At 71.8% G+C, this 24716-nt stretch carries 21 protein-coding genes; 5 read left to right on the top strand and 16 right to left on the bottom strand.

Annotated elements, in window-relative coordinates; all coding sequences use genetic code 11:
• Positions 1-28: 28 nt before the first annotated feature.
• Together J7E88_RS28095 and J7E88_RS28100 are read right to left on the bottom strand one after the other, a co-directional pair.
• Positions 29-1147 (bottom strand): DUF2786 domain-containing protein, encoded by a 1119-nt coding sequence (locus J7E88_RS28095; protein ID WP_308307635.1) that lies wholly within the window; start codon positions 1145-1147, stop codon positions 29-31.
• Positions 1148-1612: 465 nt separating this feature from the next.
• Positions 1613-2314: a lipoprotein gene (locus J7E88_RS28100; RefSeq protein WP_308307636.1), complete on the bottom strand. Its 702-nt coding sequence runs from the start codon at positions 2312-2314 to the stop codon at positions 1613-1615.
• Positions 2315-2416: 102 nt separating this feature from the next.
• Between J7E88_RS28100 and J7E88_RS28105 the strand changes: the two genes are divergently transcribed.
• Together J7E88_RS28105 and J7E88_RS28110 are read left to right on the top strand one after the other, a co-directional pair.
• A complete protein-coding gene (locus tag J7E88_RS28105) occupies positions 2417-2977 on the top strand; it encodes a sugar O-acetyltransferase (protein WP_215185965.1) in 561 nt (186 codons plus the stop codon).
• Between the two features lie 123 nt (positions 2978-3100).
• Positions 3101-4762 (top strand): bifunctional 3'-5' exonuclease/DNA polymerase, encoded by a 1662-nt coding sequence (locus J7E88_RS28110; RefSeq protein WP_215185966.1) that lies wholly within the window; start codon positions 3101-3103, stop codon positions 4760-4762.
• Between the two features lie 230 nt (positions 4763-4992).
• On the opposite strand, the gene J7E88_RS28115 is transcribed toward J7E88_RS28110, so the two are convergent.
• Entirely contained in the window at positions 4993-5901 is a 909-nt protein-coding gene (locus J7E88_RS28115) for a zinc-binding dehydrogenase (protein ID WP_215185968.1), read from the bottom strand.
• Between the two features lie 283 nt (positions 5902-6184).
• Here J7E88_RS28115 and J7E88_RS28120 point away from each other — a divergent pair, with 283 nt between their 5' ends.
• On the top strand, positions 6185-6892 hold the full coding sequence (locus J7E88_RS28120) for a ScbR family autoregulator-binding transcription factor (protein ID WP_215185970.1): 708 nt from the start codon (positions 6185-6187) through the stop codon (positions 6890-6892).
• 117 nt (positions 6893-7009) lie between these two features.
• Here the strand turns inward: J7E88_RS28120 and J7E88_RS28125 are convergent, their stop codons facing one another.
• The gene (locus tag J7E88_RS28125; RefSeq protein WP_215185972.1) at positions 7010-7774 is read right to left on the bottom strand and encodes an SDR family oxidoreductase; all 765 of its coding nucleotides are present in this window, start codon (positions 7772-7774) and stop codon (positions 7010-7012) included.
• 102 nt (positions 7775-7876) lie between these two features.
• Entirely contained in the window at positions 7877-8602 is a 726-nt protein-coding gene (locus J7E88_RS28130; RefSeq protein WP_215185974.1) for a ScbR family autoregulator-binding transcription factor, read from the bottom strand.
• Between the two features lie 146 nt (positions 8603-8748).
• Between J7E88_RS28130 and J7E88_RS28135 the strand changes: the two genes are divergently transcribed.
• The gene (locus tag J7E88_RS28135) at positions 8749-9738 is read left to right on the top strand and encodes a ScbA/BarX family gamma-butyrolactone biosynthesis protein (protein ID WP_215185976.1); all 990 of its coding nucleotides are present in this window, start codon (positions 8749-8751) and stop codon (positions 9736-9738) included.
• Positions 9739-9889: 151 nt separating this feature from the next.
• Here J7E88_RS28135 and J7E88_RS28140 read toward each other — a convergent pair whose 3' ends face one another.
• The 10 genes from J7E88_RS28140 to wrbA all read right to left on the bottom strand — a co-directional run bounded on the left by J7E88_RS28140 (position 9890) and on the right by wrbA (position 21516).
• Positions 9890-11278, bottom strand: coding sequence for an aldehyde dehydrogenase family protein (locus J7E88_RS28140; RefSeq protein ID WP_215185978.1), 1389 nt, complete (start codon positions 11276-11278; stop codon positions 9890-9892).
• The gene (locus J7E88_RS28145; protein ID WP_215185980.1) at positions 11278-12375 is read right to left on the bottom strand and encodes a phenazine antibiotic biosynthesis protein; all 1098 of its coding nucleotides are present in this window, start codon (positions 12373-12375) and stop codon (positions 11278-11280) included. Before J7E88_RS28145 ends, J7E88_RS28140 begins: the two co-directional genes overlap by 1 nt.
• Before the next feature lie 137 nt (positions 12376-12512).
• Positions 12513-13271: a DsbA family protein gene (locus J7E88_RS28150; protein WP_215185982.1), complete on the bottom strand. Its 759-nt coding sequence runs from the start codon at positions 13269-13271 to the stop codon at positions 12513-12515.
• Positions 13272-13517: 246 nt separating this feature from the next.
• The gene (locus J7E88_RS28155) at positions 13518-14606 is read right to left on the bottom strand and encodes an LLM class flavin-dependent oxidoreductase (protein WP_215185984.1); all 1089 of its coding nucleotides are present in this window, start codon (positions 14604-14606) and stop codon (positions 13518-13520) included.
• Between the two features lie 199 nt (positions 14607-14805).
• A complete protein-coding gene (gene aroC, locus J7E88_RS28160) occupies positions 14806-15990 on the bottom strand; it encodes a chorismate synthase (RefSeq protein WP_215185986.1) in 1185 nt (394 codons plus the stop codon).
• Positions 15991-15992: 2 nt separating this feature from the next.
• Positions 15993-17207, bottom strand: coding sequence for a 3-hydroxybenzoate 6-monooxygenase (locus tag J7E88_RS28165; RefSeq protein WP_215185988.1), 1215 nt, complete (start codon positions 17205-17207; stop codon positions 15993-15995).
• A 152-nt stretch (positions 17208-17359) separates the two neighbouring features.
• Entirely contained in the window at positions 17360-18628 is a 1269-nt protein-coding gene (gene aroA / locus J7E88_RS28170) for a 3-phosphoshikimate 1-carboxyvinyltransferase (RefSeq protein WP_215185990.1), read from the bottom strand.
• On the bottom strand, positions 18628-19371 hold the full coding sequence (locus tag J7E88_RS28175) for an SDR family NAD(P)-dependent oxidoreductase (protein WP_215185992.1): 744 nt from the start codon (positions 19369-19371) through the stop codon (positions 18628-18630). Before J7E88_RS28175 ends, aroA begins: the two co-directional genes overlap by 1 nt.
• A 287-nt stretch (positions 19372-19658) precedes the next feature.
• Positions 19659-20744, bottom strand: coding sequence for a DUF6081 family protein (locus J7E88_RS28180; RefSeq protein ID WP_215185994.1), 1086 nt, complete (start codon positions 20742-20744; stop codon positions 19659-19661).
• Positions 20745-20898: 154 nt separating this feature from the next.
• Complete coding sequence (wrbA, locus tag J7E88_RS28185) at positions 20899-21516, bottom strand: NAD(P)H:quinone oxidoreductase (protein ID WP_215185996.1); 618 nt, start codon at positions 21514-21516, stop codon at positions 20899-20901.
• Positions 21517-22128: 612 nt separating this feature from the next.
• Between wrbA and J7E88_RS28190 the strand changes: the two genes are divergently transcribed.
• Entirely contained in the window at positions 22129-23010 is an 882-nt protein-coding gene (locus J7E88_RS28190) for a shikimate dehydrogenase (protein WP_215185998.1), read from the top strand.
• 121 nt (positions 23011-23131) lie between these two features.
• Here J7E88_RS28190 and J7E88_RS28195 read toward each other — a convergent pair whose 3' ends face one another.
• Positions 23132-24331, bottom strand: coding sequence for a transposase (locus J7E88_RS28195; RefSeq protein WP_308307637.1), 1200 nt, complete (start codon positions 24329-24331; stop codon positions 23132-23134).
• Between the last annotated feature and the right edge of the window lie 385 nt (positions 24332-24716).

Below are 24716 nucleotides of genomic sequence, written 5' to 3' on the forward strand. Positions count from 1 at the left end.
CTACTCGGGGATGTCTACTCGGGGATGTCTAAGGGAGCGGGCGGCGGGACCGCGGCCCGCGTCGCGCCCGGTCCGCCGCCGACATGCCGTCGCGCCAGCCGTCGAGGTCACTCGCCCCGCGGACGCGTGTCGTGGTCGTTCGGGGGAACATCCGGTCCGCCTGCTCCGCGACCGCGACGTCGCGGGTGGCCAGTACCGGGAGCAGGTCGGCGCTGACCTGTTCCTCCGCCACCGCCGCGAGGTGCTCGCCCAGCCGGGACGCGTAGGCCGTCCAGAACGACTGGCGGAACGTCTTCGTACGCCTGCGCCCGCCCGCCCGCTGCGCGGACTCCGCCGTGGTCATGGCCGCGGTGCCCTGGACGAGGAGCGAGGTGTAGAGCAGTTCGACCGATTCGAGATCGCCCTCGAAGCCGACGACGGTGGAGAAGGCGAAGGGACCGTTCCAGACCGCGCGGCAGTGGTTCGCGGAGGCGACCGCGTCGAGCAGGACCGCCTTGGCCGTCTCGTACGGGGCGTCCACGCCGATACGGCAGGCGGACGGCGCGTCCTTGCTCCGGGCGCCGTGGGCGAGGACGGCCTCGTCGATGCTGTGACGGGCCATCAACTCCTGCGCCTTCGCGGACAGCGCCTCGGCTTCCTCCGGATATCCCGTCGCCTCCGCCTTGGCCAGCAGCGCGCGGATACGCGTGAGCATGCGCGGCTCGTGCGGGGAGGCGGCCGCCGTGACGGGCGTGCCGGGCGGCGGCGCGACCGGCTCGACGCGCGGGAGGCGGGCGAGCAGGCGGTACAGCTGAAGGACGGCGGTCGCGTAGGTGAACCGGTCGGCTCGGTACGGCTCGTGGTCCGCCAGGTCGGCGAGCTGGGCCCGCCAGCGCGGTGCCATCCGGTCGCCGTAGCCCCGCGACTCGCCGGTGATCAGCTCGGCGGCCAGGCGCTCATGGGCGTCGTCGAGATCACGCCGGACCAGGCGTACGACATCGGCGGGCTGCCAGCCGCGTTCCCAGGCGCGACGCAGCTGCTCCTCACCGCGCCCGCGCAGCTCCGCGTCGGCGGACGGGTCGGCCGCGAGGAGGGATGCGGCGGTGTCCAGCACCTCGTCGCCGTCCGCGTACAGCGCTGCTGCCAGCGCCTTCTCGACCGTACTCACACACCAGATGGTGTCACGGGGCAGTGCCGGCCTCCCCCGCGGACGTCCCTTGTGGGCGTGATCGACGGCCTCCCGCCCGGAAGCCCTTGAGGGCATGACACCGACAGGTCCGGCCGCCGCGCCCCCAGCGGGGTTCGGCCCGAGCCGATGCGTCCCGGCCAGGCTCCCGGCGCAGTAGTACGGGCCCCAGCCGACGCGCCCCTGCCGGTGACGGACCCCACGGCGGAGTGCCGGCCCCGGACAACGCCTTCCGCCAGGGCGCGGGTGCCCCCGGCGGGGAGTAAGGGCCCCAGCCGACGCGCCCCTGGCGGAGGGGCCGGACCCCGGCGGCGGGGCCGGTCCTCGTGGGTGGCCCGGTGGCGGGGCCGGTCCTCGTGGGTGGCCCGGTGGCGGGGCCGGTCCTCGTGGGTGGCCCGGCGGCGCGCGCCGCGCCCGTGGCGGGCCCCCGCAAGCCCGTGCCGGCCCTCAGCCGACGCGTACGGAATTCCTGGCCAACTCGTACGCGGGCAGCATCTCCTCGTGCTCCGCCGTGTCGAGACCGCCGAGGTCCACGATCACCACGCCCTTCGGCGTCGTCACGGCGAAGGCACGCTCCTTCTTCGGCTCGTCCAGGATCTCGTCGGTGTTGACATACGTGACCTCGACAGCCGCCAGGCCGCCCGCCTTCGTGTCGGTGTACGACTCCTTCTCGCGCTTCTTCGCCGCGTCGGCGACGAACGCCCGCAGCGCCTCGCGGGCGTCGTCGCCTGCCGTGCCGCCCGTCCAGACGCGTATGAAGCCGATGTTCCCGGCGGGCTTGGCGTCGATCTCGCACACGAGGGTGACCGGCCCCTGCCGCAGAAGGGCGCCGAACTCCTCGTCGGCGGCGCTCTCGACCGCTTCGGGCTTCCAGTCGGCGGCGACGTCGAAGGTGACGGGCATCGGGCACGGCGAATCGGGGGCGCCGATCGTGGCGCCCTTGCGCACGGAGTTCGCGGTGCCGCCCCGCTCGGAGCCGGGCGTCGCCTCGGCCTCCCCCCTGGGCCTCCCGCCCGCGTCGCCCGCGTCGCCCGCGGCCGCCGCCGGCTCCGGCTCCGACGAACAGCCGGTCAGCCCGCCCAGCGCCAGCACGGCCGTCGCCGCCGTGACGGCCGCGGCGTGCACCCGCCCCCGCATCACTTCTCGCACCGAAGGATCCCCACCCTGTGTATGTGCTCGCGGCCATGACCCGCCGCGTAGTGGGGATCATCGTACGGAGGCGCGGACCGGACGTGAGGGGCGGACCCGAGCATGGGCGAGAACAAGGACCGGATGCTGGCGGGCGACTGGTACCTGCCTGATGATCCCCAACTGGCCGAGGACACCGAGCGGCGCTTCGTGCTCTGCGCCGCCTACAACGCGGGCGGCGGCGCGGCGGCCGCCGACCGCGAGCCGATCCTCGCCGAACTGCTCGGCGGCCTGGGCCGGGACGTGCGCATCCGTCTCCCGTTCCAGTGCGACTACGGCTTCAACATCCGCATCGGGGACCGTACGTTCGTCAACTTCAACGCGGTCTTCCTGGACGCCGCTCCCATCACGATCGGCGCCGATGTGCAGATCGGGCCGAACGTCCAGCTCCTGACGCCCACGCATGCGCTGGACACCGCACGCCGCCGGGCCGGCTGGGAGCGGGCGGACCCGGTGAGCATCGGCGACAACGTGTGGCTGGGCGGCGGGGTGATCGTCTGCCCCGGGGTGACCATCGGCGCGAACACCGTGGTCGGCGCGGGGTCCGTCGTCACCAGGGACCTGCCCGCCGGGGTGCTCGCGGTCGGCAGTCCGGCGCGCGTCGTCCGTGCCCTCGTCGACTGATGCCGGGCCCAGGCGCCCTCCCGATCAGGGCTGGGCCCACCTCGCGGGACGAGACGTCGGCGCTCTCCCACGCGGTGGCTGCGTGACGTCGCGCTGTCCGACCCTGCTGCCACACTCGAACCCATGGGCGAACGGTGGGCTGTGGCGGCGGACGGGGACGGGGCGGCGCGGCTCGTCCCCCTCGGTGCCGACGGCCTGCCCTCGGGGCCCGTCCGCACCGAGCCCGATCTCGTCGAGGCGGTCCGCTCCCGCCCCGGCGTGGACCGGTGGGTGTGGCGGTCCACGGCCGGGATCCACCCGCGCCTGCTCGCGGCGGGCGTCAGGGTCGACCGGTGCTACGACATCGAGGTCGCGGAGCTGCTGCTGCTCGGCCACGAGGGACGGCTGGGCGAGCCGCGCTCGGCCGCGGCCGCCTGGGCTCGGCTGCGGGACGCGCCCGTACCGCCCGATCCGCCGGCGCGTGCGGCGGTGCCGGGCGCGCAGTCCTCGCTGTTCGAGCCGCAGCCTGTCCCCCTTCCGCTGGAGGCGCTGCTGGAGGTCTACGCCGACCAGCGGCGACGGCACGACGCCGCCGAGCACCCCGGGCGGATGCGACTGCTGACCGCCGCGGAGTCCGCCGGGATGCTGGTGGCCGCCGAGATGCACCGGGCGGGGCTGCCGTGGCGGGCGGACGTGCACCGCCAGGTGCTGCACGAGCTGCTCGGCGAGCGGTACGCCGGCGGTGGCGAGCCGCGCCGCCTCGCGGAACTGGCGGACGAGGTGTCGGCGGCGTTTGGGCGTCGGGTGCGGCCGGATCTGCCCGCGGACGTGGTGAAGGCGTTCGCCGGGGCGGGGATCAGGGTGGCATCGACCCGGCGCTGGGAGCTGGAGGGCATCGACCACCCGGCGGTCGAGCCGTTGATCCACTACAAGAAGCTGTACCGCATCTGGACCGCGCACGGCTGGAGTTGGCTGCAGGACTGGGTGCGCGACGGGCGTTTCCGGCCCGAGTACCAGCCGGGCGGCACCGTGTCCGGACGGTGGACGACCAACGGCGGCGGGGCGCTGCAGATCCCCAAGGTGATCCGGCGCGCGGTGGTCGCGGACGAGGGCTGGCGGCTGGTGGTGGCCGACGCGGACCAGATGGAGCCGCGAGTGCTGGCCGCGATCTCCCGTGACCGGGGGCTGATGGAGGTCGCCGGTCACGACGGCGACCTGTACACGGCGCTGTCCGACCGCGCGTTCTCCGGCGACCGCGCGCACGCGAAGCTGGCGCTGCTCGGCGCGATCTACGGACAGACGTCGGGCGACGGCCTGAAGAACCTGGCGGCCCTGCGGCGCCGGTTCCCCAAGGCCGTGGCGTACGTGGACGACGCGGCGAAGGCGGGCGAGGAGGGCCGCCTCGTACGGACCTGGCTCGGGCGCACGAGTCCGCGGGCGGAGGAGGGCGGGGACGAGGAGGCGGGCATCCCCCAGGAGGAGGACGGGGACCGCGCCCGCTCCGCGACCTCGGACGCCCGCGCGAGGGGCCGCTTCACCAGGAACTTCGTGGTGCAGGGCAGTGCCGCGGACTGGGCGCTGCTGATGCTGGCCGCGCTGCGGCGGGCGATGTCGGGGATGCGGGCGGAGCTGGTGTTCTTCCAGCACGACGAAGTGATCGTCCACTGCCCGGCGGAGGAGGCGGAGCAGGTGACGCGGGCGATCCGTGAGGCGGGCACGCTGGCGGGCCGCATCGCCTTCGGCGAGACCCCGGTGCGGTTCCCTTTCACGGTGGCGGTGGTGCGGCGGTACGCGGACGCGAAGTAGCAAGGGGCGGGGCCGACTGCGGGCCGGGCCGCGGGCCGGGGCCTTCGCCGGCGGCCACTTCCAGCCCGCCGGCGACAAAGGCACGGCCCGGGGCAGAGCCCCGGGCCCGGCCGGGGCTTCGGACCCGTCACTCCCCGGTGTCCGGCACGCCCTGCGGGCATGTCCTCGGACTCCCCCTACGGCCTGGCGGCCGTGGGAGGTGCCCCGGCCGGGCGGGAAATGCGGCCCCGTCACGGAATCAGCAGCGTCTTGCCCGTCGTTCGGCGCCCCCGCAGCGCCTCGTGGGCCGCCGGCGCCTCCCGCAGCGCGTACGCCGGTGACGTCACCGGCGTCAGGCGGCCCTCCGACACCAGACGCAGCATCTCCCGCAACGGGCCCGACACCGCCCCGGGGCGGGCCAGCGTCGGGCGGAGCCAGAAGCCGACCACCGCCGCGTTCAGGCGGGACAGGCGCGCCGGGTCCACGGGCGGCAGGCCCGCCCCGGTCGCGTCGCCGTAGGTCACGAGGCGGCCGAAATCCGCGAGCGACGACAGCGCCTGTGCGAACAACTCCCCGCCCGTCGCGTCCAGGATCACGTCGGCACGGTCCGCCAGCGGGTACTCCGCCACCTCGTCCGCCCCCAGCTTCAGCGCCAGTTCGCGCTTCTTCGGGGTGGAGGCCTGGGCGAGGACCCGTCCCGCGCCGAACACCCCGGCGAGCTGTACGGCGAGGCTGCCCACGCCCCCGCCCGCCGCGTGCACGACCACGGTTTCCCCGGTCTGGAGGCGGGCCGCCGACTTCAGCAGGTGCCAGGCGGTCAGGCCCTGCATGAGCAGGGCGAGCGCCTGGCCCGCGTCGAGCTCGTCCGGTATCCCGACGACGGCGGACTCCTTGGCGACGGCCAGCTCGGCGTAGCCGTTCGCCACCCGGGCGAGTACCCGGCGGCCGTCCTCGGTGCGGCCGACGACCTCGCTGCCCGGGATCAAGGGCAGCGATTCCGCTACGGCGTAGGAGCCGTCGACCACCAGGGTGTCCGCGTAGTTCACACCGGCCGCCTCCACGGTGATCAACACCTCGCCCGGTCCCGGTACGGGATCGGGCACTTCGACGGTCTCCAGCACCTCGGGACCGCCGAATCGACTGAACTGGATCGCACGCACGATCGATCCTCCCCCTTCTGTCCGGTATTCCCCGGCCACCCACGACCGGGGATGAAACAAACAACCGACTAAACGGTTTCTTTCCGATCCGCACCACTGCGGAGGTGACAATGTCTGGCCTGCTTCAGGGCTCCCACCTCCCGATTCGGGGTAGTTTCAGCTGCCAATGAGAGCGAAATCCAGTCGGACCGCACCCACCAAGGGACAGTAAAGAAACCGCATGGTAGGTTTCTGAGACGGGAGATGTCCCGTATTGCCGGATCGCGAGGAAGGGGTGGCGGCGGTGGCCAAGCAGGAGCGGGCGGAACAGACCCGGCGGTCCTTGATCCGCGCGGCGGCCCTGACCTTCGACGACGTCGGCTACGAGCGCTCCTCCCTCACCCGCATCAGCGACGCCGCCGGTGTGTCCAAGGGCGCGCTGTCGTTCCACTTCTCCTCCAAGGACGAACTCGCCGACGCCGTCCAGGAGTCGGCCCACCTCGCTGCCCGGGCCGTCGTCGACAGCGTGCGCCGCCGCTCCGGCCCGGCCCTGCAGTCCGTGATCGACATCACGCACGAGCTCGCGGTCCTGCTGGAGACCGACCCGGTCGCCCGGGCCGGCGCCCGGCTGGGCCGGGAGCGCGCCGCGACCGCCGACCTCCCGCGCCACTGGAACGTGGCGTGGGCGGAGCCCGTACGCCGTCTGCTGCATCACGCCCGGGCCGACGGGTCCCTGCTCGCCGGTACGAACGTCCACACGGTCGCCGTCCTTGTGGCGTACCTGATGTCAGGTCTGGAGACGACCGTGCGCGACCGCGGAGTCCTGGCCGAACTCGTACCGCAGCGGGAGCCCGACGATCTGCCGGAGCCGCCCCGCGCCTGGCTCAGCCGTATCTGGGAGCTCGTGCTGCCGGAGGTGGCCGCCGCGGGGCACCTGGCGCTGCTGGTGGCGGAGGGCTCCCGGGGGCGGGGCGTGCTCTGCCCGCTGGGGCACACGGTCACGGAGCCCTGAGACCCGCGACCGGCAGCCGGGCCGCCACCGCCCGTACAGCCGGCAGCCCGCCACCGCCCGTACGACCCTGAACACCGGCTCCGGGCACGGGCCCTGGGCCCCGCCCGCGACCCCCTGTCAGAGCCGTGAGCCGCCCGACGCGTCGATGTACTGCCCGGTGACCCAGCGGGACTCCGGGGACGCCAGGAAGCCCACCACGTCCGCGATGTCGGCCGGCTGCCCGATCCGGCCGAAGACCGAGAAGCTCTCCAGGAAGGCCGCGCCCTCCGGGGTCGAGCGCAGCGGCGCGTTCATGTCCGTCTCGACGAAGCCGGGGGCCACGGTGTTCACCGTGATCCCCCGTCCGGCCAGCTCCTTGGCCAGGGCCAGCGTGAAGGTGTCCACGGCACCCTTGGTCATCGAGTAGGCGATGGCCTCCGGAAACGCGATCCGGGTCACGCCCGAGGAGATGTTGACCACCCGCCCGCCGTCGCGCAGCAGTCCGAGCCCCTGCTGGACCAGGAAGAACGGCGCCTTGACGTTGACCGCGAGCAGCTGGTCGAAGTCGGCCTCGGACACCTCCTCGATGCGGGCCGTCGGCCCGAGTGCGGCGTTGTTGACCAGCACGTCCAGGCCCGGTTCGGCGTCCTGCGCGGCCAGGCCCTCGCCGAAGCCGCGGTAGAGCGCGGCCACGCCGCCGCGGGCGCCGAGATCCGCGCGTACGGCGAAGGCGCGTCCGCCCTCCGCCTCGATCGAGGCGACCGTCTCCTTCGCGGCGGCCTCGTTGCTCCCGTAGTGGACCGCGACGAGGAAGCCGTCCCCCGCCAGCCGCTGCGCTATGCCGCGGCCGATTCCCCTGCTCGCCCCTGTGACCAGCGCTGTCCTTGCACCCGAAGCAGTCATGCGACCGCCCTCCCCTTCGAAGTGATCGATATCGCGCATCGATGTGCCGGTTGTCCGGCGGGGCGGGCGCCCCGCCGGACAACCGGATACGGCGGATGTGCCTTACGCTCCCGCGGCCGCCGTCGTCGCGGGTGTCCCCGACGCGAGCGGTTCCTCGGCCATGTCGTCCACGTCGTCCGCCTGGTCCGGCCCGTCGTCTTCGGCGGCCTGGGCGGTCACCCGGGCGCCGCGGCCCGGCCTGGTGTCCAGCCTGCCGAGGATCCCCGGGACGGCGATCGCGGGCAGCATGTGGTCGTACATCAGGCCCACCTGGTGCTCCAGGCAGGAGATGTCGGCCGACTCCTGCGAGGTCAGTGACAGACCGGTGAAGGCGCCGACCAGGATCGCGGCCGTCTCGTCCGGCAGCACGTGCGGGAGCAGTTCGCCCTGCGCCTTGGCCTGACTGAGCAGGCTCGCGACCAGGTCGGTCCACTCGCTGTACGGAGCGCCGAAGAGCTCCCGCGAGCTCTGGTCCGCGGCGAGCCGGGAGGCCGCGCGCAGCATGGCCTCCCGGGGCAGCCGGTGGGCCAGCACCATGCTGACGTCCACGACTTCCTGCAGCTTGGACGGCTGCTCGGGGACGCCCTCGGTGGTGACCGCGTAGGCGAGGACCCCTCTGGCCAGGTCCTCCTTGGACGAGAAGTGGAAGTACAGCGCGCCCTTCGTCACATCGGCGCGGGCCAGGATGTCCGCGATCGTCGCGGCCTCGTAGCCCCGCTCCGCGAAGACGGACGCGGCCGCCTCCAGGATCGCCGCGCGAGTCCTGGTCGCGCGTTCCTGACGTGCCATCAGGCCTCCTCTCACTCCCCGTTCGCGTTCAAGTTCTTTTCGAGTTTGCCGCGGATCGATTGACAAAACAAACCGGGCAGTCCGTATCTTAGCAGGGGAACGGACGGCCGTTCTCACGTAGAAGGTCTACGAGCCTGGGGGGTTCTATGTCTCAGTTGTCCATCCATGCCCGAAAAAGGCCCGCGCGTAAGATCCGTCGGGCGGTCTCCACGCCGACGGCAGCGGTGGTCTCCACGCTCGGCAGCCGGCCGAGCGGAACGATCACCCCGAAGTTCGTGCACCGCGTCGCCGAGGACGACATCCTGATCACCTCGTGGACGCGACTGGGCGAGGACCGGTTCCACCTCTCCGCCGACTGGACGGTGGCGCACGGATTCTTCGCCCCGGCCCCCAGGGCCAGGCACAACGAAATGCTCGTGGCGCAGACAATCCGCCAGGCCGGTCTGCTGCTGGCCCACGCGGGGTTCGAGACCCCCACCTCGGACCAGTACCTCATGAACAAGCTGCAGTATTCCTCGGATCCGGACTACCCCACGGTGGACCGGACCATGGACGCCGTCGACATCGACGTCCGGTGCGTACCGTCCGGACGTCGCAGCCTGGACATGCACTTCGTGTTCTCGCACGACGGCACGATCTTCGTGACCTGCAGCGCCGCGTTCAGCTGGGTGCCTGCGAACGTGTACGGACGGCTGCGCGGAGAGCACGCGGCCGCCCGGCCGAACGGCGCCCCCGCCCCCGTCGCCCCGGCCATCGTCGGCCGGCGCGCCGAGGACGAGGTGACGCTCGCGCCCACCGACCGGCCCAGCCGGTGGGAACTGCGCGGCGACACCGGGCACCTGGCCCTGCTGGACCACCCGGTCGACCACGTGCCGGGTCTGGTCCTCGTCGAGGCCGCCCACCAGGCGGCCTTCGCCCACGCGGGGCCCGACGGCTTCGTGCCCACGTCGACCTCCATCGTGCCCACGAAGTACGTGGAGTTCGACGAGCCCTGCTGGATCGAGGCGCGCGACGTACAGGGCGCGCTCCCCGGCAGCAGCGCGATCGAAGTCACCGGCGTCCAGCATGGTGAGCTCACCTTCCGCTGCGTCCTCACATCCCGCGTCAACTGGCCGCCGGCCGTCGGCGAGTGGTAGCAGCAGCACGGCAGATCGGCCAGGGCCGCGGCTGAGGCCGACGAGCAGGAGGAGGCCCTGTCCGGGGTATGGACAGGGCCTCCCGCTCGTGGGGCGCACGCTCGGGCCGCGCGCCCTCCTTGGGCAGGGGTGACTGCGACGGCGGACCCCGTCAGCCGCGGATGACGGTCTTGGTGCGCATCAGGAACTCGCCCAGATAGCCGTCGTGCGGCACGCTGCGGTCCATCCAGTGGGTCGGGTGGTCCCCCAGGTGGACGTTGCAGATGGTCGGGTCCTCCACTAGTGCGTCGATGAGGTCCGCGTGCCCTTCCTCGTCGCCGGTGATCACGCCGAGCACCAGCGTCTCGCGCAGCGGCTCGATGCCGTCCTCGGGTCGCCACGGCACCACCCACACGCAGGGGAAGGGCAGTTCGACGCGGTGCCGGCCGCCTTCGGTGCCGGCGAGCTCGTGCACGGCGGGCCGCAGCACGGCGCTGCCGTCGGGCAGTTCGTCGACGACGCCGTCCCCGCCGAGGTGCGCCGTCGTCCCGGCGGCCTGCGCGAGCAGGTAGCGCTCGAGATTCCGCGCGGTCTCGGCCGGCTGCACGGGCAGCACGGCCTTCTCGTCCTCGGGCGGCAGCGACGGCAGCGCTGCCAGCCGCTCGGCGAGCGCCTCGGCCAGCGGCGCGGGGTCCCCCTCGACGAACACGGCGGTCGTGTTGACGCACTTGACGCCGCCGTGGTGACCGACCGAGTCGGCGATCGTGTCCAGGTGCTCGCGCCAGTCGGCGTCCGCGGTGACGAGGATCTTGGAACGCCCGGGTCCCTGGGCGAGCACCGTCGTATCGGCGGCGTACTTCCTGACCACGTCGTCGCCGCCGTAGCTGATGCTCAGGTCCGCACCGGCCATGACCTCGTCCGCGACCGAGTGGTCAGTGGGCAGCAGGACGACCTGGTCGTCGCCGAAGCCCGCGGCCCGCAGCGCCAGCACCAGACGGTGGGGGGTGAACGGCTCGCGCCGCGAAGGCCGTACGGCGACCCGGTAGCCGAGGGCGAGCGCCTCCAGCCAGAGCGCGTGCGGCGCGGGGTGGTTGCCCGCCGCGTTGACCGCGAGGACCTCGCCGCGCCGGGTCCACACGGCGCGCCCGTTGCGGGTGAGCGGGTCGCGCCAGTCGGAGACGGCGCCGGTGGGGCGCGCGTTGTACGACGGGGTCAGCACCCGCTCGGCGGAGTCGGCGATCTCGTCGGCCGCCGAGCGCACGGCCGGCAGCGGCACACCGCAGATCCGTGAGACGGTCCGCTCGTACTCCTCGTACGACAGCCCGCCGACCTCCTGCTCGCGGAAGATGCGGCCCGCGCGGGAGAGGGCGGCGAGCCGCTCCTCCTGCGGCAGGGGGCGCGCCTTGCGCAGCGCGACCATGGCGCGGCCGACGAACAGCGCGGGAACGAGGCTGAGTTCGGCGGTGGCGGCACCGGCCACGTCGGGGATGGTGAGCCGCTTGCGGGACCGATAGGGCCCGCTCGGGCCGAGCGCGTCGAGTGCGACCGGTTCGGCGGTCATCAGTAGACCCCCTCGATGACCTTCTCGTCGTCGAACTCGCGCACCGGGGAGATGTCCGCGACGGAGTCACCGACCTGGCCCTCCAGCGGGCGGATACGGGTGGCGAAGTCCCGCTCCAGGTTGTTCGGCAGGAACAGGCTCTTGCCGACGTAGTTCATGACGACCCGGCCGCGCTCGCCGAACTCGACCGGCCTGCGGGCCTCCACGTCGATGACGTTGTACGTCATGTACGGCGAGAACGGGTCGTAGACGCACGGCTCGTCGTCGCTCAGCCCGGGACGCTCGCTGACGTGCCCGAGGGTCATCGTGTTGCCGAAGCCGCTGTAGAGCGGGATGCCCGGGTACAGCTCCGTGCGGTACAGGTGGCGGGTGTCGGGGTCGAGCTGGGTGCCGACCCACATGATCGCCTTGACCTTCTTGCGGATCAGCTCGACGAGGTCGTCGCGCCGGCTCAGCCGCTCCAGCACCGGCGGCGTCAGCATCAGGACACCGATGTCCTGGCTGGCCAGCGCGTGGGAGAGCTGATCGACCAGGTGGTCGGTGTAGAGATCGGCCTCGGTCTCGGCACCCCGGGCGATGATCTTCTTCACCCAGCGCGGGTCCACGTCGATCGTGAACGACAGGCCGCCACGGGCCGCCACCAGCTGCTGGAAGGTGGCGCCGACCATGTGCGGGCCGGACGGGATCGACAGCAGCCAGTTGACGTCGCGCGGCACGCCGTGGGCGTCGAGCTGGGCGCTGCTGTGCGCGATCAGCATCTCCAGCCACTCCTGGAGCATGACGATCCGCTTCGGCGCACCGGTCGTGCCGCCACTGTCGAAGACGCCGACGACCTTGGGGCGGGGGCCGTAGCCGCGGGGGATCAGGTCCTCCGCGCGGACGTCCCGCAGGGAGTTCGCCACGTTGGGGAACAGCTTGAGGTCGTCGAACCCGCGCACGTCGGCTATGGGGTCGAAATCGAGCTTCTCCGCGTGCGCCAGCCAGAACGGCGAACCGGTCTCCGGCGAGAAATGCCAGCGGAGCGCCGCGCGGAGGAATTCGTCGGGGTCCGGAGTGACACCGTACGGCAGCTCGAGAATGGGATCGATGGCGGGCATCGACGTGCTCCCTTCGGGAAACAACAAGAGCGAGAACAGGTCATCTTGTCGTCCTCATTGAAATACCCGGCCATCGCCCCGGCAAAGTCAGCCATTTTACTCTGTCAGGTGGTGCCGACAGATGAATTGACGACCTGTCATCGCTTCTGCGGTCCGGCGACGGAGTCGAGGACTTCGTCGGCCCAGTCGGCGGAGTACGCGCGGAAGTCCGGGAAGCCGCCCTTCTGGGGGTTCGCCGTCCAGCGGAAGTCGGCACCGGGGTTGTGCACGTCGACGCCGGCCGCCGTGAACAGATGGGGGCTGCCCTGGACGCGGGGGCCCTGCGCCACGGCGAAGTGGCGGTGCACGGTGGCCCGCCCCTCGCCGCGCTCGAGGGCCTCGGCCAGCGCCTTGCCGTCCACGAGCGGGCACGCCTCGGCCACCGCGAGGATCTCGGAGGTGATGCTGACGCACCGGCTCTCGGCGTAGAACGCGTGCCGTAGCGCGGCGTCGAGCTGGTCGGAGGCGCGCAGTCCGCCCACTTCGGGGGCCTTCGCCGCCTGGACCGCCTCCATCGCGGGCAGGGTGGTGACCGGGTAGGCGTGCTCGGGTGCCGACCACAGCCGCCAGCCCAGCGCGGGCACCTTGGCGCCTATCGCCACGACCTCGGCGTCGATGATGGGCTTGGGCGTGGACTGGCTGTTGAACAGCTCCAGCGGGAAGGCCCGGTGGTCCACGACGAGTTCGGCGCCCCGCTGATTCGCGGCCGCGTGCAGGGTGTGCAGCGCCAGCGTCGCCCAGGGGCAGCCGATGTCCGACCACACGGTCACGGTCCGTGGTTCGGAGGAGAGGAGCGAGTCGTCCGCCGGGGTCGCGTGCGTCACCGACTGGGGCTGGGCGTCGGCCAAGGGGTTCATCAGGGTCCTCTTTCCTGGAGTCCGGGCCGTGCCCGAGGCCGGGGAGAACCACCGCCGGCCGTAGCGCGGCCCGGCCAGTGTGGCCACCGCCGCGCGGGTGTGTCAGCGGACGCACGGGACTTCGTCATTTTCGCGGCGGCGACGTGACGACGGGGCCGGGCGCGGATCGAACGGAGCCGTGACCCACGTACGGAGCAGGGGCCTGCCGGCTGTGGCCGGTGAGCCCCTGCTCCACTCCCCTTGCTCCTATTGCGCGGCGCGCTCCCGGTCCCGCCGGGCCACCCGCTCGGCATGGGTGGGCCCCGCGGGCGCGTCCGCCGGGCGGCCCGCGGCGAACTCCTTGCGGAGCACCGGGAGCACCTCCTCGCCGAACAGGTCGAGTTGTTCCAGTGCGGTCTTCAGCGGAATCGAGTGCGCGTCGACGATGAACAGCTGTCGCTGGTAGTCGCCGAATGTCTCCCGGAATCCAAGCGTCTTGTCGATCACTTCCTGCGGGGAGCCGACACTCAGCGGTGTCTGCTCCATAAAATCTTCCAGACGGGCGCCGCCGTACAGAGGGGCGTTGTCGAAGTAGGGGCGGAATTCCCGGACCGCGTCCTGGGAATTCTTCCGCAGGAAGAACTGGCCGCCGAGTCCGACGACCGCCTGCTCGGGCGCGCCGTGCCCGTGGTGCGCGTAACGCTCCCGGTACAGATTGACCAGCCGGACGAAATGCTCCTTGGGCCAGAAGATGTGGTTCGCGAAGAAGCCGTCGCCGTAGTACGCGGCCTGCTCGGCGATCTCCGGGGAGCGGATGGAGCCGTGCCAGACGAACGGCGGCACTCCGTCCAGCGGCCGGGGTGTCGCCGTGAAGCTCTGCAGCGGCGTACGGAACCGGCCCTCCCAGTCCACCGACTCCTCGCGCCACAGCCGGTGCAGCAGCGCGTAGTTCTCGACGGCGAGCGGGATGCCCTGGCGGATGTCCTTGCCGAACCAGGGGTACACCGGGGCGGTGTTGCCGCGGCCCATCATCAGGTCGACCCGGCCGTCCGCGAGGTGCTGGAGCATCGCGTAGTCCTCGGCGATCTTCACCGGGTCGTTGGTGGTGATCAGCGTGGTGGCGGTGGACAGGATGATCCGCTGCGTCCGCGCCGCGATGTGGCCGAGCAGCGTCGTCGGGGACGACGGTACGAACGGCGGGTTGTGGTGCTCGCCGGTGGCGAACACGTCCAGACCGATCTCCTCGGCCTTCTCGGCGAGCGCGACCATCGCCTTGATGCGCTCGTGCTCGCTGGGCGCGCGGCCGGTGTTCGGGTCCCTGCCCACGTCCCCGATGCTGAATATGCCGAACTGCATGCTGTCCATCCCATCTCCGCCCGGACTCACTCCGGTGGCCGGCTTGCCGGTACGGGTCCCGCGAGAGGCGATGCTCGCCGCGCCCCCTCCGTCGTCTGCCTCACGGCGCCCAGTGTTCCCTCGCGGCTCCCCGCACCGAACCGGTGCGCCGCTACTTGGTCAGGTCCGCGGCCGGACGGCCCGGCCGCGGACTTCCCCGTCAGCGGACGGCGAGCGTGTCCAGGTAGGAACCGATGTTGCGGCGGGTCTCGGTGACGCTGTCGCCGCCGAACTTCTCGGCGACGGCGTCCGCGAGCACCAGCGCGACCATCGCCTCGGCGACGATCCCGGCCGCGGGCACCGCGCACACGTCGGAGCGCTGGTGGTGCGCCTTGGCCGGCTCACCGGTGCGGATGTCGAAGGTCGCGAGCGCCTTGGGCACGGTCGCGATCGGCTTCATCGCCGCCCGCACCCGCAGCACGTCGCCCGTCGACATCCCGCCCTCGGTGCCACCGGAGCGGCCCGAGGTGCGGCGCACACCCTGCTCCGTGCGCACGATCTCGTCGTGCGCCGCGGAACCGGGCACCCGGGCGAGGTCGAAGCCGTCGCCGACCTCGACGCCCTTGATGGCCTGGATGCCCATGAGCGCGGCGGCCAGCCGGGCGTCGAGCCTGCGGTCCCAGTGGACGTGCGAGCCCAGACCGACGGGCACGCCGTACGCGAGGACCTCCACCACGCCGCCGAGGGTGTCGCCGTCCTTGTGGGCCTGGTCGATCTCGGCGACCATCGCCTTGCTCCCGGCCTCGTCCAGGCAGCGCACCGGGTCCGCGTCCAGGCGGTCCACGTCGCCGGGGACCGGCAGCGTCCCGGACGGTGTCCGCGCGGCCCCGAGCTCCACCACGTGGGACAGGACCTCGATCCCGGCCGTTTCCCTGAGGAACGCACGGGCCACCGCGCCCAGCGCCACGCGCGCCGCGGTCTCGCGGGCACTGGCCCGCTCCAGCACGGGGCGCGCGTCGTCGAAGCCGTACTTCTGCATACCGGCCAGGTCGGCGTGACCGGGCCGCGGCCGGGTCAGGGGAGCGTGCCGGGCCAGGTTCGACAGCACCTCCGGATCGACCGGGTCCGCCGACATCACCTGCTCCCACTTGGGCCACTCGGTGTTGCCGACCATGACGGCGACCGGACCGCCCTGGGTCAGGCCGTGCCGGACGCCGCCGAGGAAGGTCACCTCGTCCCGCTCGAACTTCATCCGTGCGCCGCGGCCGTACCCGAGACGCCGCCGCGCCAGCGCGCCGGCCACCACCTCCGTGGTGACCGGAACACCGGCCGGCAGCCCCTCCAGCGTCGCGACCAGCGCCGGACCGTGCGACTCACCCGCGGTGAGCCAGCGCAGACTGCCCATGATCAGATCAGTCCTGCGGGAACGGGCGGGGCCACGTGGCCGGGGACGCCGACCTTGCTTCCGTGCAGCCAGTCGACCTTGTCGTACATGTCGTCGGCGCTGAGGGAAGCCAGCATCGCGTTGCGCTCCTTGGCCGCCTCGCCCGCCGGGTGGTACAGCTGCCGGCCCATCTCGCGTGCCACCCGCTGGGTGGCGGCGGTGCGCTCGCGGCGTTCGGCGTTGAACTTCTGGAAGTTCACCTCGAACTCGGACGCCTCGGTGCCGATCAGCTCCCCGAGCACGACCGCGTCCTCGACCGCCTGGCAGGCGCCCTGGGCCGCGTACTGGAGCATCGGGTGGGCGGCGTCGCCGACGAGGACGACCCGGCCGTCGGCCCAGTTCGCGACCGGGTCGCGGTCGCACAGGACCCAGCTGCGCCAGTCCTCGCCGAGGTTCAGCAGGCGGCGTGCGGTCTCACCCAGCTCGGGGAACTCGCCGAGCACGCGCTCCTTGGCGACCGGTTCGCCGAGGACGGCCTTCGTGGCGCCGTCGTCGCGGGTGGCGGCGAGGTTGAGGAACTTGCCCTCGCCGATGGGGTAGTGGACGAAGTGCCACTTGGGCCCGGCCCACAGCGTGACGGTGTTCCAGCGCAGCTCCTCGGGGACCTGCTCCATCGGGATCACCGAGCGGTAGATGGTGTGCCCGGACACGCGCGGGAAGCCGTCCCCGACGAGCTGCTTGCGGACGAAGGAGTTGATGCCGTCGGCGCCTATGAGCGCGGCGCCGGTGACCTCCTCGCCCGAGGTGAGACGTACGGTGACCGAGCCGGCGTTCTGCTCGTAGCTCAGGACCGACGCGTTGGTGCGCAGTTCGATCGTGTCGACGGCGCGGCACGCCTGGAGCAGCGGCGCGTAGAGGTCGATCCGGTGGACGACCGCGTACGGGTTGCCGAAGCGGCGGCGGTACTCGCCCGTGAGCGGCATGGAGGCGACCTTCTCGCCCGTGGTGCCGTCCATGAAGCGCAGTTCGTCGATGTGCACGGCGCGGGCGCGGACCTCGTCGCCGACGCCGAGCTGGTCCAGTGCCTGGAAGGCGTTCGGGCCGAGCTGAATGCCGGCGCCGATTTCGGTGAAGGTGTCGCGTGCCTCCAGGACCGTGACCCGGTGGCCGCGGCGGGAGATGCTCAGGGCCGCCGCGAGACCGCCGATCCCACCGCCCGCAATGATGATGTCCGTCATCTCGCTCTCTTTTCTCGCTACGTGTGTCTGCTGCTCGTTGGGCGTCTGCTGTGCCGTGCATGCCGTGCGGTGCGTGCCCTGGGTGCGGTGCAGTGCCGTGCGCCCCGTCGGTGCGGTGCAGTGCCGTGCGCCCCGTGGGTGCCGCGCCGGGCTCAGCGCGCCGGCGCGGGGAAGCTCGCCTGCGGGCCGAAGAGCCTTGTGAGCTCCTCGTGGAAGCCGGGGAAGGTCTTGGCGACGCAGTCCGGGTCGTCGAGGGTGATCCCGGGGGTGCAGAGCCCGAGGACGGAGAAGGCCATGGCGATACGGTGGTCGCGGTGGCAGGCGATCTCTGTCGGCGCCATCCGTCCGGGGTGGACGGTGATCCGGTCCTCGCCCTCTTCGACCCTGATGCCGCCCGCGCGCAGGTTCGCCGCGATCGCGGTGATCCGGTCGGACTCCTTGAACCGTGCGTGGCGGATGCCGTGAACGGTGATCGGGCCGTCGGCCAGAGGAGCGACAGCGGCCAGGGTCATGAAGGTGTCGGAGATGTCTCCCATGTCGACGTCGAAGCCGCCGGACAGCCGCCCGGTGCCGGTGACCGTCGTGGCGTCCGGGCCGATCTCGACCTCGGCGCCGGTACGGGCCAGCACCCCGGCGAACCGCAGATCGCCCTGGAGGCTGTCCTTGCCCAGGTGGGGCACGGTGACGGCGGTACCGGTGACCGCGGCGGCGGCGAAGACGTACGAGGCGGTGGAGGCGTCCGGCTCGATCCGCAGCCCGGTGCCGGTGTAGCCCCCGCGCTCCACCCGCAGCCTGCCCTCGGCGTCGATGCCGACCCGGGCGCCGAACCGGCGCATCAGCGCCGTCGTCATGTCGATGTACGGGCGGCTGACCAGCCCCTGCGCGACGACGGTCAGCGGCTCGCGCATCAGCGGCGCGGACAGCAGCAGGCCGGTGAGGTACTGGCTGCTGACCGAGGAGTCGAGCGTCAGCTCGCCGCCCGCCAGTCCCCGCGCGGTGATGTGCAGCGGCAGTCCGCCGCCGTCACCCGTCTCCACGCGTGCGCCCAGTTCGACCAGGGCGCGGGTGAGAGGGCCGAGCGGCCGGGCCCTGAGCTGATCGGACCCGTCGAAGTGGAACTCGCCCTCGCCCGCCGCGGCGAGGACGGGCAGGAAGCGTGCCGCTGTGCCCGCGTCGGCGCACCAGACGGCCGCTCCGGTCCGCGGCGCCCGGCCGAGTCCCGTCACCGTCCAGCGGTCGTCGCGCACCTCGACGCCGACGCCGAGGCCGATGAGCGCCTGACGGAAGGCGACCGTGTCGTCGCTGACCAGAGGAGCGGCCAGCTCGCTCGTCCCGTCGGCCGCGGCGGCCAGCAGCAGGGCCCGGTTGGTGAGCGACTTGGACCCTGGGATACGGGCCGCTCGGGCTCGTATGCCGGACATCAGAGGGTCACCCCGCCGTCCAGTACCAGGTCGTGGCCGACGACGAACTTGGACTCGGGGCCGGCGAGCCATGTCACGGTGTCGGCGATCTCCTCGGTGCGCGCCACCCGGCCGGCCGGGGCCGACGTCTTCACGTGCTCCTCCCATTCCGCGCGGCCGTTGGTGGCCTCCACGTCACCGGGGCTGATCGAGTTGATGCGAATGCCCTCGCCGATGTGCTCCTGTGCGGCGGTCCGGGTGAGAGCGGACAGCGCCGCTTTCGTGGACGCATAGGCGCCGAATCCGAGCCGGCGGCCGTTCACGCTGACATTGGTGGAGTGATTGACGATCACACCGCCGCCGTGCTCCCGCATATGGGCGATCTCGTGCTTCATCAGCAGCCAGACGCCGGTGAGATTGGTGGAAAGGACTTCACCCCAGACGGCTTCGCAGGTTTCCGCGATCATGTGGGGGTGGGGGACCCAGCAGGCGTTGTTGAAAGCGATGTGCAGTCCGCCGTGGCGTTCCACCGTTGATTTCACGAGCCTTATGACGTCCAGTGCGTGCGTCACGTCGGCCATGACGGCGTCGGCCTTGCCGCCCTCCTTCTCGATCAGGGTGACGGTGTCCGTCAGGTCCCGGGGTTCCCGCCCGGCGACCACGACTGTGGCGCCCTCCCTGGCGAAGGCCAGCGCGGTCGCCCTGCCGGTACCGGAACCACCTCCGGTGACGAGTGCGACCTTGCCGGTGAATCGTGCTGTCATCAGGATTCTCCTGGGAGCGGGCTGAAGGGGCCGATGCTCTGCGGACGGGACAGTGGATTCACACCGCTGGACGACCGTGAGCAATTCATTCCGTTCGCAAGTAAGCGATGCGAATAACCTCTGGAGTCCCCTCAACTCTGCGCCGCGCCAGGGCCTTCGATCAATGCGTGGCCGGTTACTTCGTCAGTTGGCCGGAAATGCCCAAGCTCATGGAAAAGGCCCCGCTTTTCCTTTCCCGGTCGGACCGGGAAAGGAAAAGCGGGGCTCCTGAGCGGGGGGCTCGGGCGTCAGAACCGGGCGCCGGTTACGCTCAGTTGGCGCACGTCCAGCCGCGCGCCCTGTCCCCAGAGCCTGTTGCCGGGCCGGCTGTCCGGGTCGACGAAGGTCTGCGGCACCGGCACGCCGGCATCGGGGTCGTGGTACGAGGTGGTGTCGGTGAGCTTCACCAGGGCGCCGTCGGCCTTCGCAGCCGTGTCGCCCAGGTTGGGCGCGTCTGCGTCGAGGAGCGTGAACATGCCGAATCCCGCCGCAAGTTGGCGCGGCGCGATCAGTTCCTCGCGCCCGCCGAGGTCGATGAGGAGATGGGTGCGGTCCTTGGGCCGGAAGCCGATCCTGTCGACCTTGTAGACCTCGCGGCCGTCCACCTTCCACACCACCGTGCCCGCGGCGCGGTCGTAGGAGATGGCCAGATCGTCGACCTGGTCGGCGCTGAGGCGCCGCTTGACCGGCAGGGCATAGGAGAAGGCCACGTGGTCGGCACCGGGGGTGGGCAGCCGCTCGTAGAGGGCGTATATCCAGCCGTTGGTGACAAAGAAGTCGAAGACCATGTTCGACTCCAGGTCGATCGTGGTCATCGCGCCCGCCGCGAGCCGCAGGTCGACGCGCGGGTTCGCCACGGCGTCGCCGAACGGATGCTGCTCGGTTCCGAACGTCCGTGCGCTGAAGGTCGAGTCGAACGTCAGCACCGTGCCGGGCGTGGCGTCGAATCCCAGGACGCCGCTGCTTGCCGGGTGGTTGGCGAGGGCGAGCCACTTGATGTGGTCGAGGTTGCCGTTGCCACCGTCGGACTCCTTGCCCGTGGTGTAGGCGAAGGCAGGGGCGCCGGTCGCGGGATGCGTGCCGGTGGGCACGACATGCAGCCCCGTCCGCGAGGTGGAGGTCAGGCCGTCGCCGTGGGGGAAGGGACCCAGCGGCGTCAGCGACCACTTGGCGTCGTCGCCGGTGTGGTCGAATCCGCCCTGGAAGTCGTCCCAGGTCGTGCGGGCGCGGGTGTCGGCTCCGGACGGGGAGGCCGACCCCGCGGCTGCGGGCATGAGGGCCGCGACGAGGGCGACCGTCAGCACCACCGGCAGGTGGAATAACGCGCGTTTCACAGCACTGGCTCCCTGTGGTGTGTCGACGAACGGGGCGGACCTGGGCCGTCGGACGAGGGGAGAGGTCCCCGCCCCGCCCTGCCCCTGCGGCCGGAGGCGCGAGGGCTCGTGGGTCCGCCCGCGCCCGCGGCACGCAGCAGGAGGAGCCCTTGGATCAGGACGCGGCCTCGAGCCCGCGCTTCAGCGCGGTCCCGATCTCCACGGCACGACGGGCCTGGAACTCGGCGGCGGCCAGGTTCTCGGTGCCGGGAACCTCGTTGTTGTAGCCGACGTGGCTGGCGCCGTACGGGTTGCCGTTCTTGATGTCGAACTGGATACCGTCGGCGAAGCCGGGCGGAACGATGATCGCGCCCCAGTGGTAGAAGGTGTTGTTGAGCGCCAGGATGGTGCTCTCCTGGCCGCCGTGGGTCTGTGAGGTCGAGGTGAACGAGGAGACCACCTTGTTCACCAGCTTGCCCTGGGCCCAGATGCCGCCCGTGGTGTCGATGAACTGCTTGAGCTGGGCGGCCGGCAGGCCGTAGCGGGTGGGCGTGCCGAAGAGGATGACATCGGCCCAGACCAGGTCGTCCAGGGACGCCACGGCGATGTCCTTCGTGGCCTCGCGGTGCGCGGACCAGGCCGCATTGGAGGCGATGGCGGCCTCCGGAGCCAGCTCCGCCACCTGGCGCAGCCGGACCTCGGCGCCCGCCTTCTCCGCCGACTCGGCGGCGGCCAGGGCGAGCTTGTGGACGTTACCGGTGGACGAGTAGTAAATGACTGCGACGTTGGTCACGGTGGTGCGCTCCTTGTCGGAAATGCGGTGCATGGTCGGTTCGGAACCGCACCTGACCATCCCCCACCGGTCATTGAGCTCTCAAACGATTCGCGGCGATTTCGTCACGTGCGGCGGGAGACCTGCCTCGCCGTGCCTGCGGCCCGACGGTGCCAAGACCGCACACCGGCCCGGCACCGCCCGCTGAACTGGCACGACCGGGACGTGAACGCCGCGAAGAACCTTCTGGCCGTCGGCCGGCGGTGTCGGTCTGTGGATCCGGCGCAAGACTTCGACGCAGGACTCCGGATGGGCAGTCGGCCCCCCGAACGGAAGGCCCTGCGGCGCGCGCCGCGGGAATCTGCTCGTTCACGAGGGGGAGGCAACTGACGAAGTATCGGCCGATGCATGCACGCGTCAAGCGCCACGCGTCACGCTGTGTCAGATAACGGAAGCCGGCAATCCGTGCGGTCGTTCCCGCCCGCCGGGAGTGCTCGTACCTGCCCCCCGGACCTCGACCGCCGGGTGGTCCCCCTGCGGCCGTTGCCCTTTGTGATCGCCCAGGCCCCGGCGCCCCCCACGGCCGTACCGCCGTCGTCTTCCGCCCCGGCCGATCCGACAAGGAGCACCGACATGAGCACCGCTCGCCTCTCCCCCCGGCAACCCGCCTCGTCCAGGCCACGCAGCGGAATGCGTGCGGCAGTGCTGGGCTCGCCCGTCGCGCACTCCCTCTCCCCCGTACTGCACCGCGCCGCCTATGCCGCCCTCGGCCTTGCGTGGTCGTACTCGTCCGTCGAGTGCGACGAAAAAGGGCTGCCCGCGCTGCTGGACTCGCTCGACGAGTCGTGGGCGGGGCTGTCCCTGACCATGCCGCTGAAGCGCGCGGTGCTGCCGCACGTCGACGAGGTGACGCCGCTGGCGCTGGACGTCGGCGGCGCGAACACCGTGGTGCTGCGCGACGGCAGGCGGTACGGCGACAACACCGACGTCCACGGCATCGTCACCGCGCTGCGCGAGGAGGACCTGGGCGGCGACGGCCGGCCCGACGCCGTGATCCTGGGCGGCGGCGCGACCGCGTGCTCGGCGCTGGCGGCGCTGAGGGAGCTCGGGCAGACCGACATCCCGGTCGTCGTACGGGAGCTCAGCCGCGGTGCCCTGGTGTGCGCGGCCGCCACGCGGCTCGGTGTGGCCGTGCGCTTCCACACGTTCGACAAGCTGGGCGACGCCCTCGCCGGCGCGCGCCTGGTCGTCTCCACTCTGCCGCAGGGCGCGGCCGATCCGTACGCCGGAGCGATCGCGCGCAGCGGCGCCGACGTCTTCGACGTCGTGTACACGAGCTGGCCGACGCGGCTCGCGAGGGCCGCACGCTTCGGCGGCGCACGCTCGGTCGGCGGGCACGCGATGCTGCTGCATCAGGCGGTCCGTCAGGTCGAGTTGATGACCGGTCGCTCGGACGTGCCGGTTGAGGACATGCGCCGCGCCGTGGGCACGGAGATCGACCGAAGGGCCGCCTAGACCCTCTCTCCGGGACCTCGCCGCAGGCAAGCGCGCGCGGGAGGAACCCGGGGCGGGCACGCCGGAGCCGCAGCGCGGGGAACGCCGCGGGCCGGGTCCGGGGCTCATCGGCCCCGGCCGCTCAGGCGGAGCGGATCAGGCTGCGTGCACTGCGCTCTTCCTGGTGGCGTGCGGCGGAGAGCGTCACGATGGCGTGCGCCACGGAGCTGAGCGTGACATGACGGTGCCAGCCGCCGAACGTACGGCCCTCGAAGTCCCGTACGCCGACCCGGGTGCTGATCTCGGCGAAGTCGTGCTCGACCCGTTCGGTGAGCCTGCCGAGCCTCAGCAGCACGGCGGGCGGTGCGTCGGTCAGGTTGGTCAGCCACAGCTCCCCCGGCTGCCGCTCCCATCCCGACCAGGCACCCGCCAGTTGCAGCGGCAGCCCGCCGCCCGGAGCGGGCAGGCTGACCCGCGTACCGGTCACGAGCGCCGAACGGTTGATCGAGCTGTTCGGATCGACCCAGCCGACCTGCCGGGACGCCTTCTTCACCCACTCGATCAACTGCTGGGCCTGGAGACGTCGTTCGGCGTGTCCGGTGGACAGCGTGTCGTTGGGCACGAGCAGGGTCGTGCCGCCAATGCGCAGGACGAACGGGACACCCTTGCGCGCGAAGTTCCGCGCGAGCACGGCCGCGTCGTGGTCGCGTGCGTCCATCACCACCGGGCGGCAGCGCAGTCCCCAGGCGCGCAGCGGTTCCAGGACGGTGTGCAGGGCGACGGCGCCGGGATCGGCCTCGCCCTCGCCGTCGGGTATCTCCGCGCGCCTGCGCCGTTCCTTGTCCTGGAGCCAGTCCGTCGGGAGGATCAGCCGCCAGTTGATGGGTGCGCTCTGCTCCTCGTTGGCCAGCCAGACGCCGTAGGACTTCTGGCTGTTGACGACCCGGCCGAGCTGCGGCACGAAGGACTCCTCGACCCCCACCGTGTGCTCACCGGTCTTGACCACGTACATCGGCCGGACCACCCAGGCGTGCGGCAGCAGCGTCCGGTCCAGGTGGCCGGCCAGTGCTCTGCGGACCGCGAGCCAGTCCCACGAAGACTTGCTGATGAAGTGGTGCAGCCGCTGCTCGGCAGCTCCCCCGCCGATCACCGAGGCGATCGACCGCATGGACTTGCGCCCGGGAATCGAGAGCAGTCCGGAGATGTACCACTCGCCGCGCTCGCGCTGATCCCGGCGCGGCAGTGACGTGAGCATGCGCTTGGAGAACTCGGTCACGAAGTTGTCGTCGACATCGCCCCAGGCGATGTCCGGTCGTCCTTCCCTGTGCCTGGTCCCTTCCACAGGGCCCCCTTCCCTGGATGCGACCTGGTCAGCGGACTCGGTGCGGGCTCGCCGCGGAGTGCCTGACCTGGCCAACTCGACCACCATACCAAACCACGCAGTCGGTTTTTATTCGAAACAGGCCAGTCACAGTTCGTCAGGTCAAGGGGGTGGGCCCTTGGCATATGCAGACAGGGCGACGGGGGAAGAAGGCAACGGGCAGCTCAAAGCCCCGAGTGGGTCACCGCACAGCGGCCCTCTCGGGGCTCCAAAACAAGGATGATGGTCGGTTTTTTGTCAGTCGCTGGTCACCGAAAACTCGTCGTGCACTTCTTCCGTACCGCGCATGCTGTGAATCTCCCGGCCGGCCGTCGGAGGACGCCGGTCCGGGGGGCGCCGGCCGGGC

Origin of the sequence: Streptomyces sp. ISL-10 (assembly GCF_018614575.1) — a bacterium.
In the GTDB taxonomy this organism is placed as follows: Bacteria; Actinomycetota; Actinomycetes; order Streptomycetales; family Streptomycetaceae; genus Streptomyces.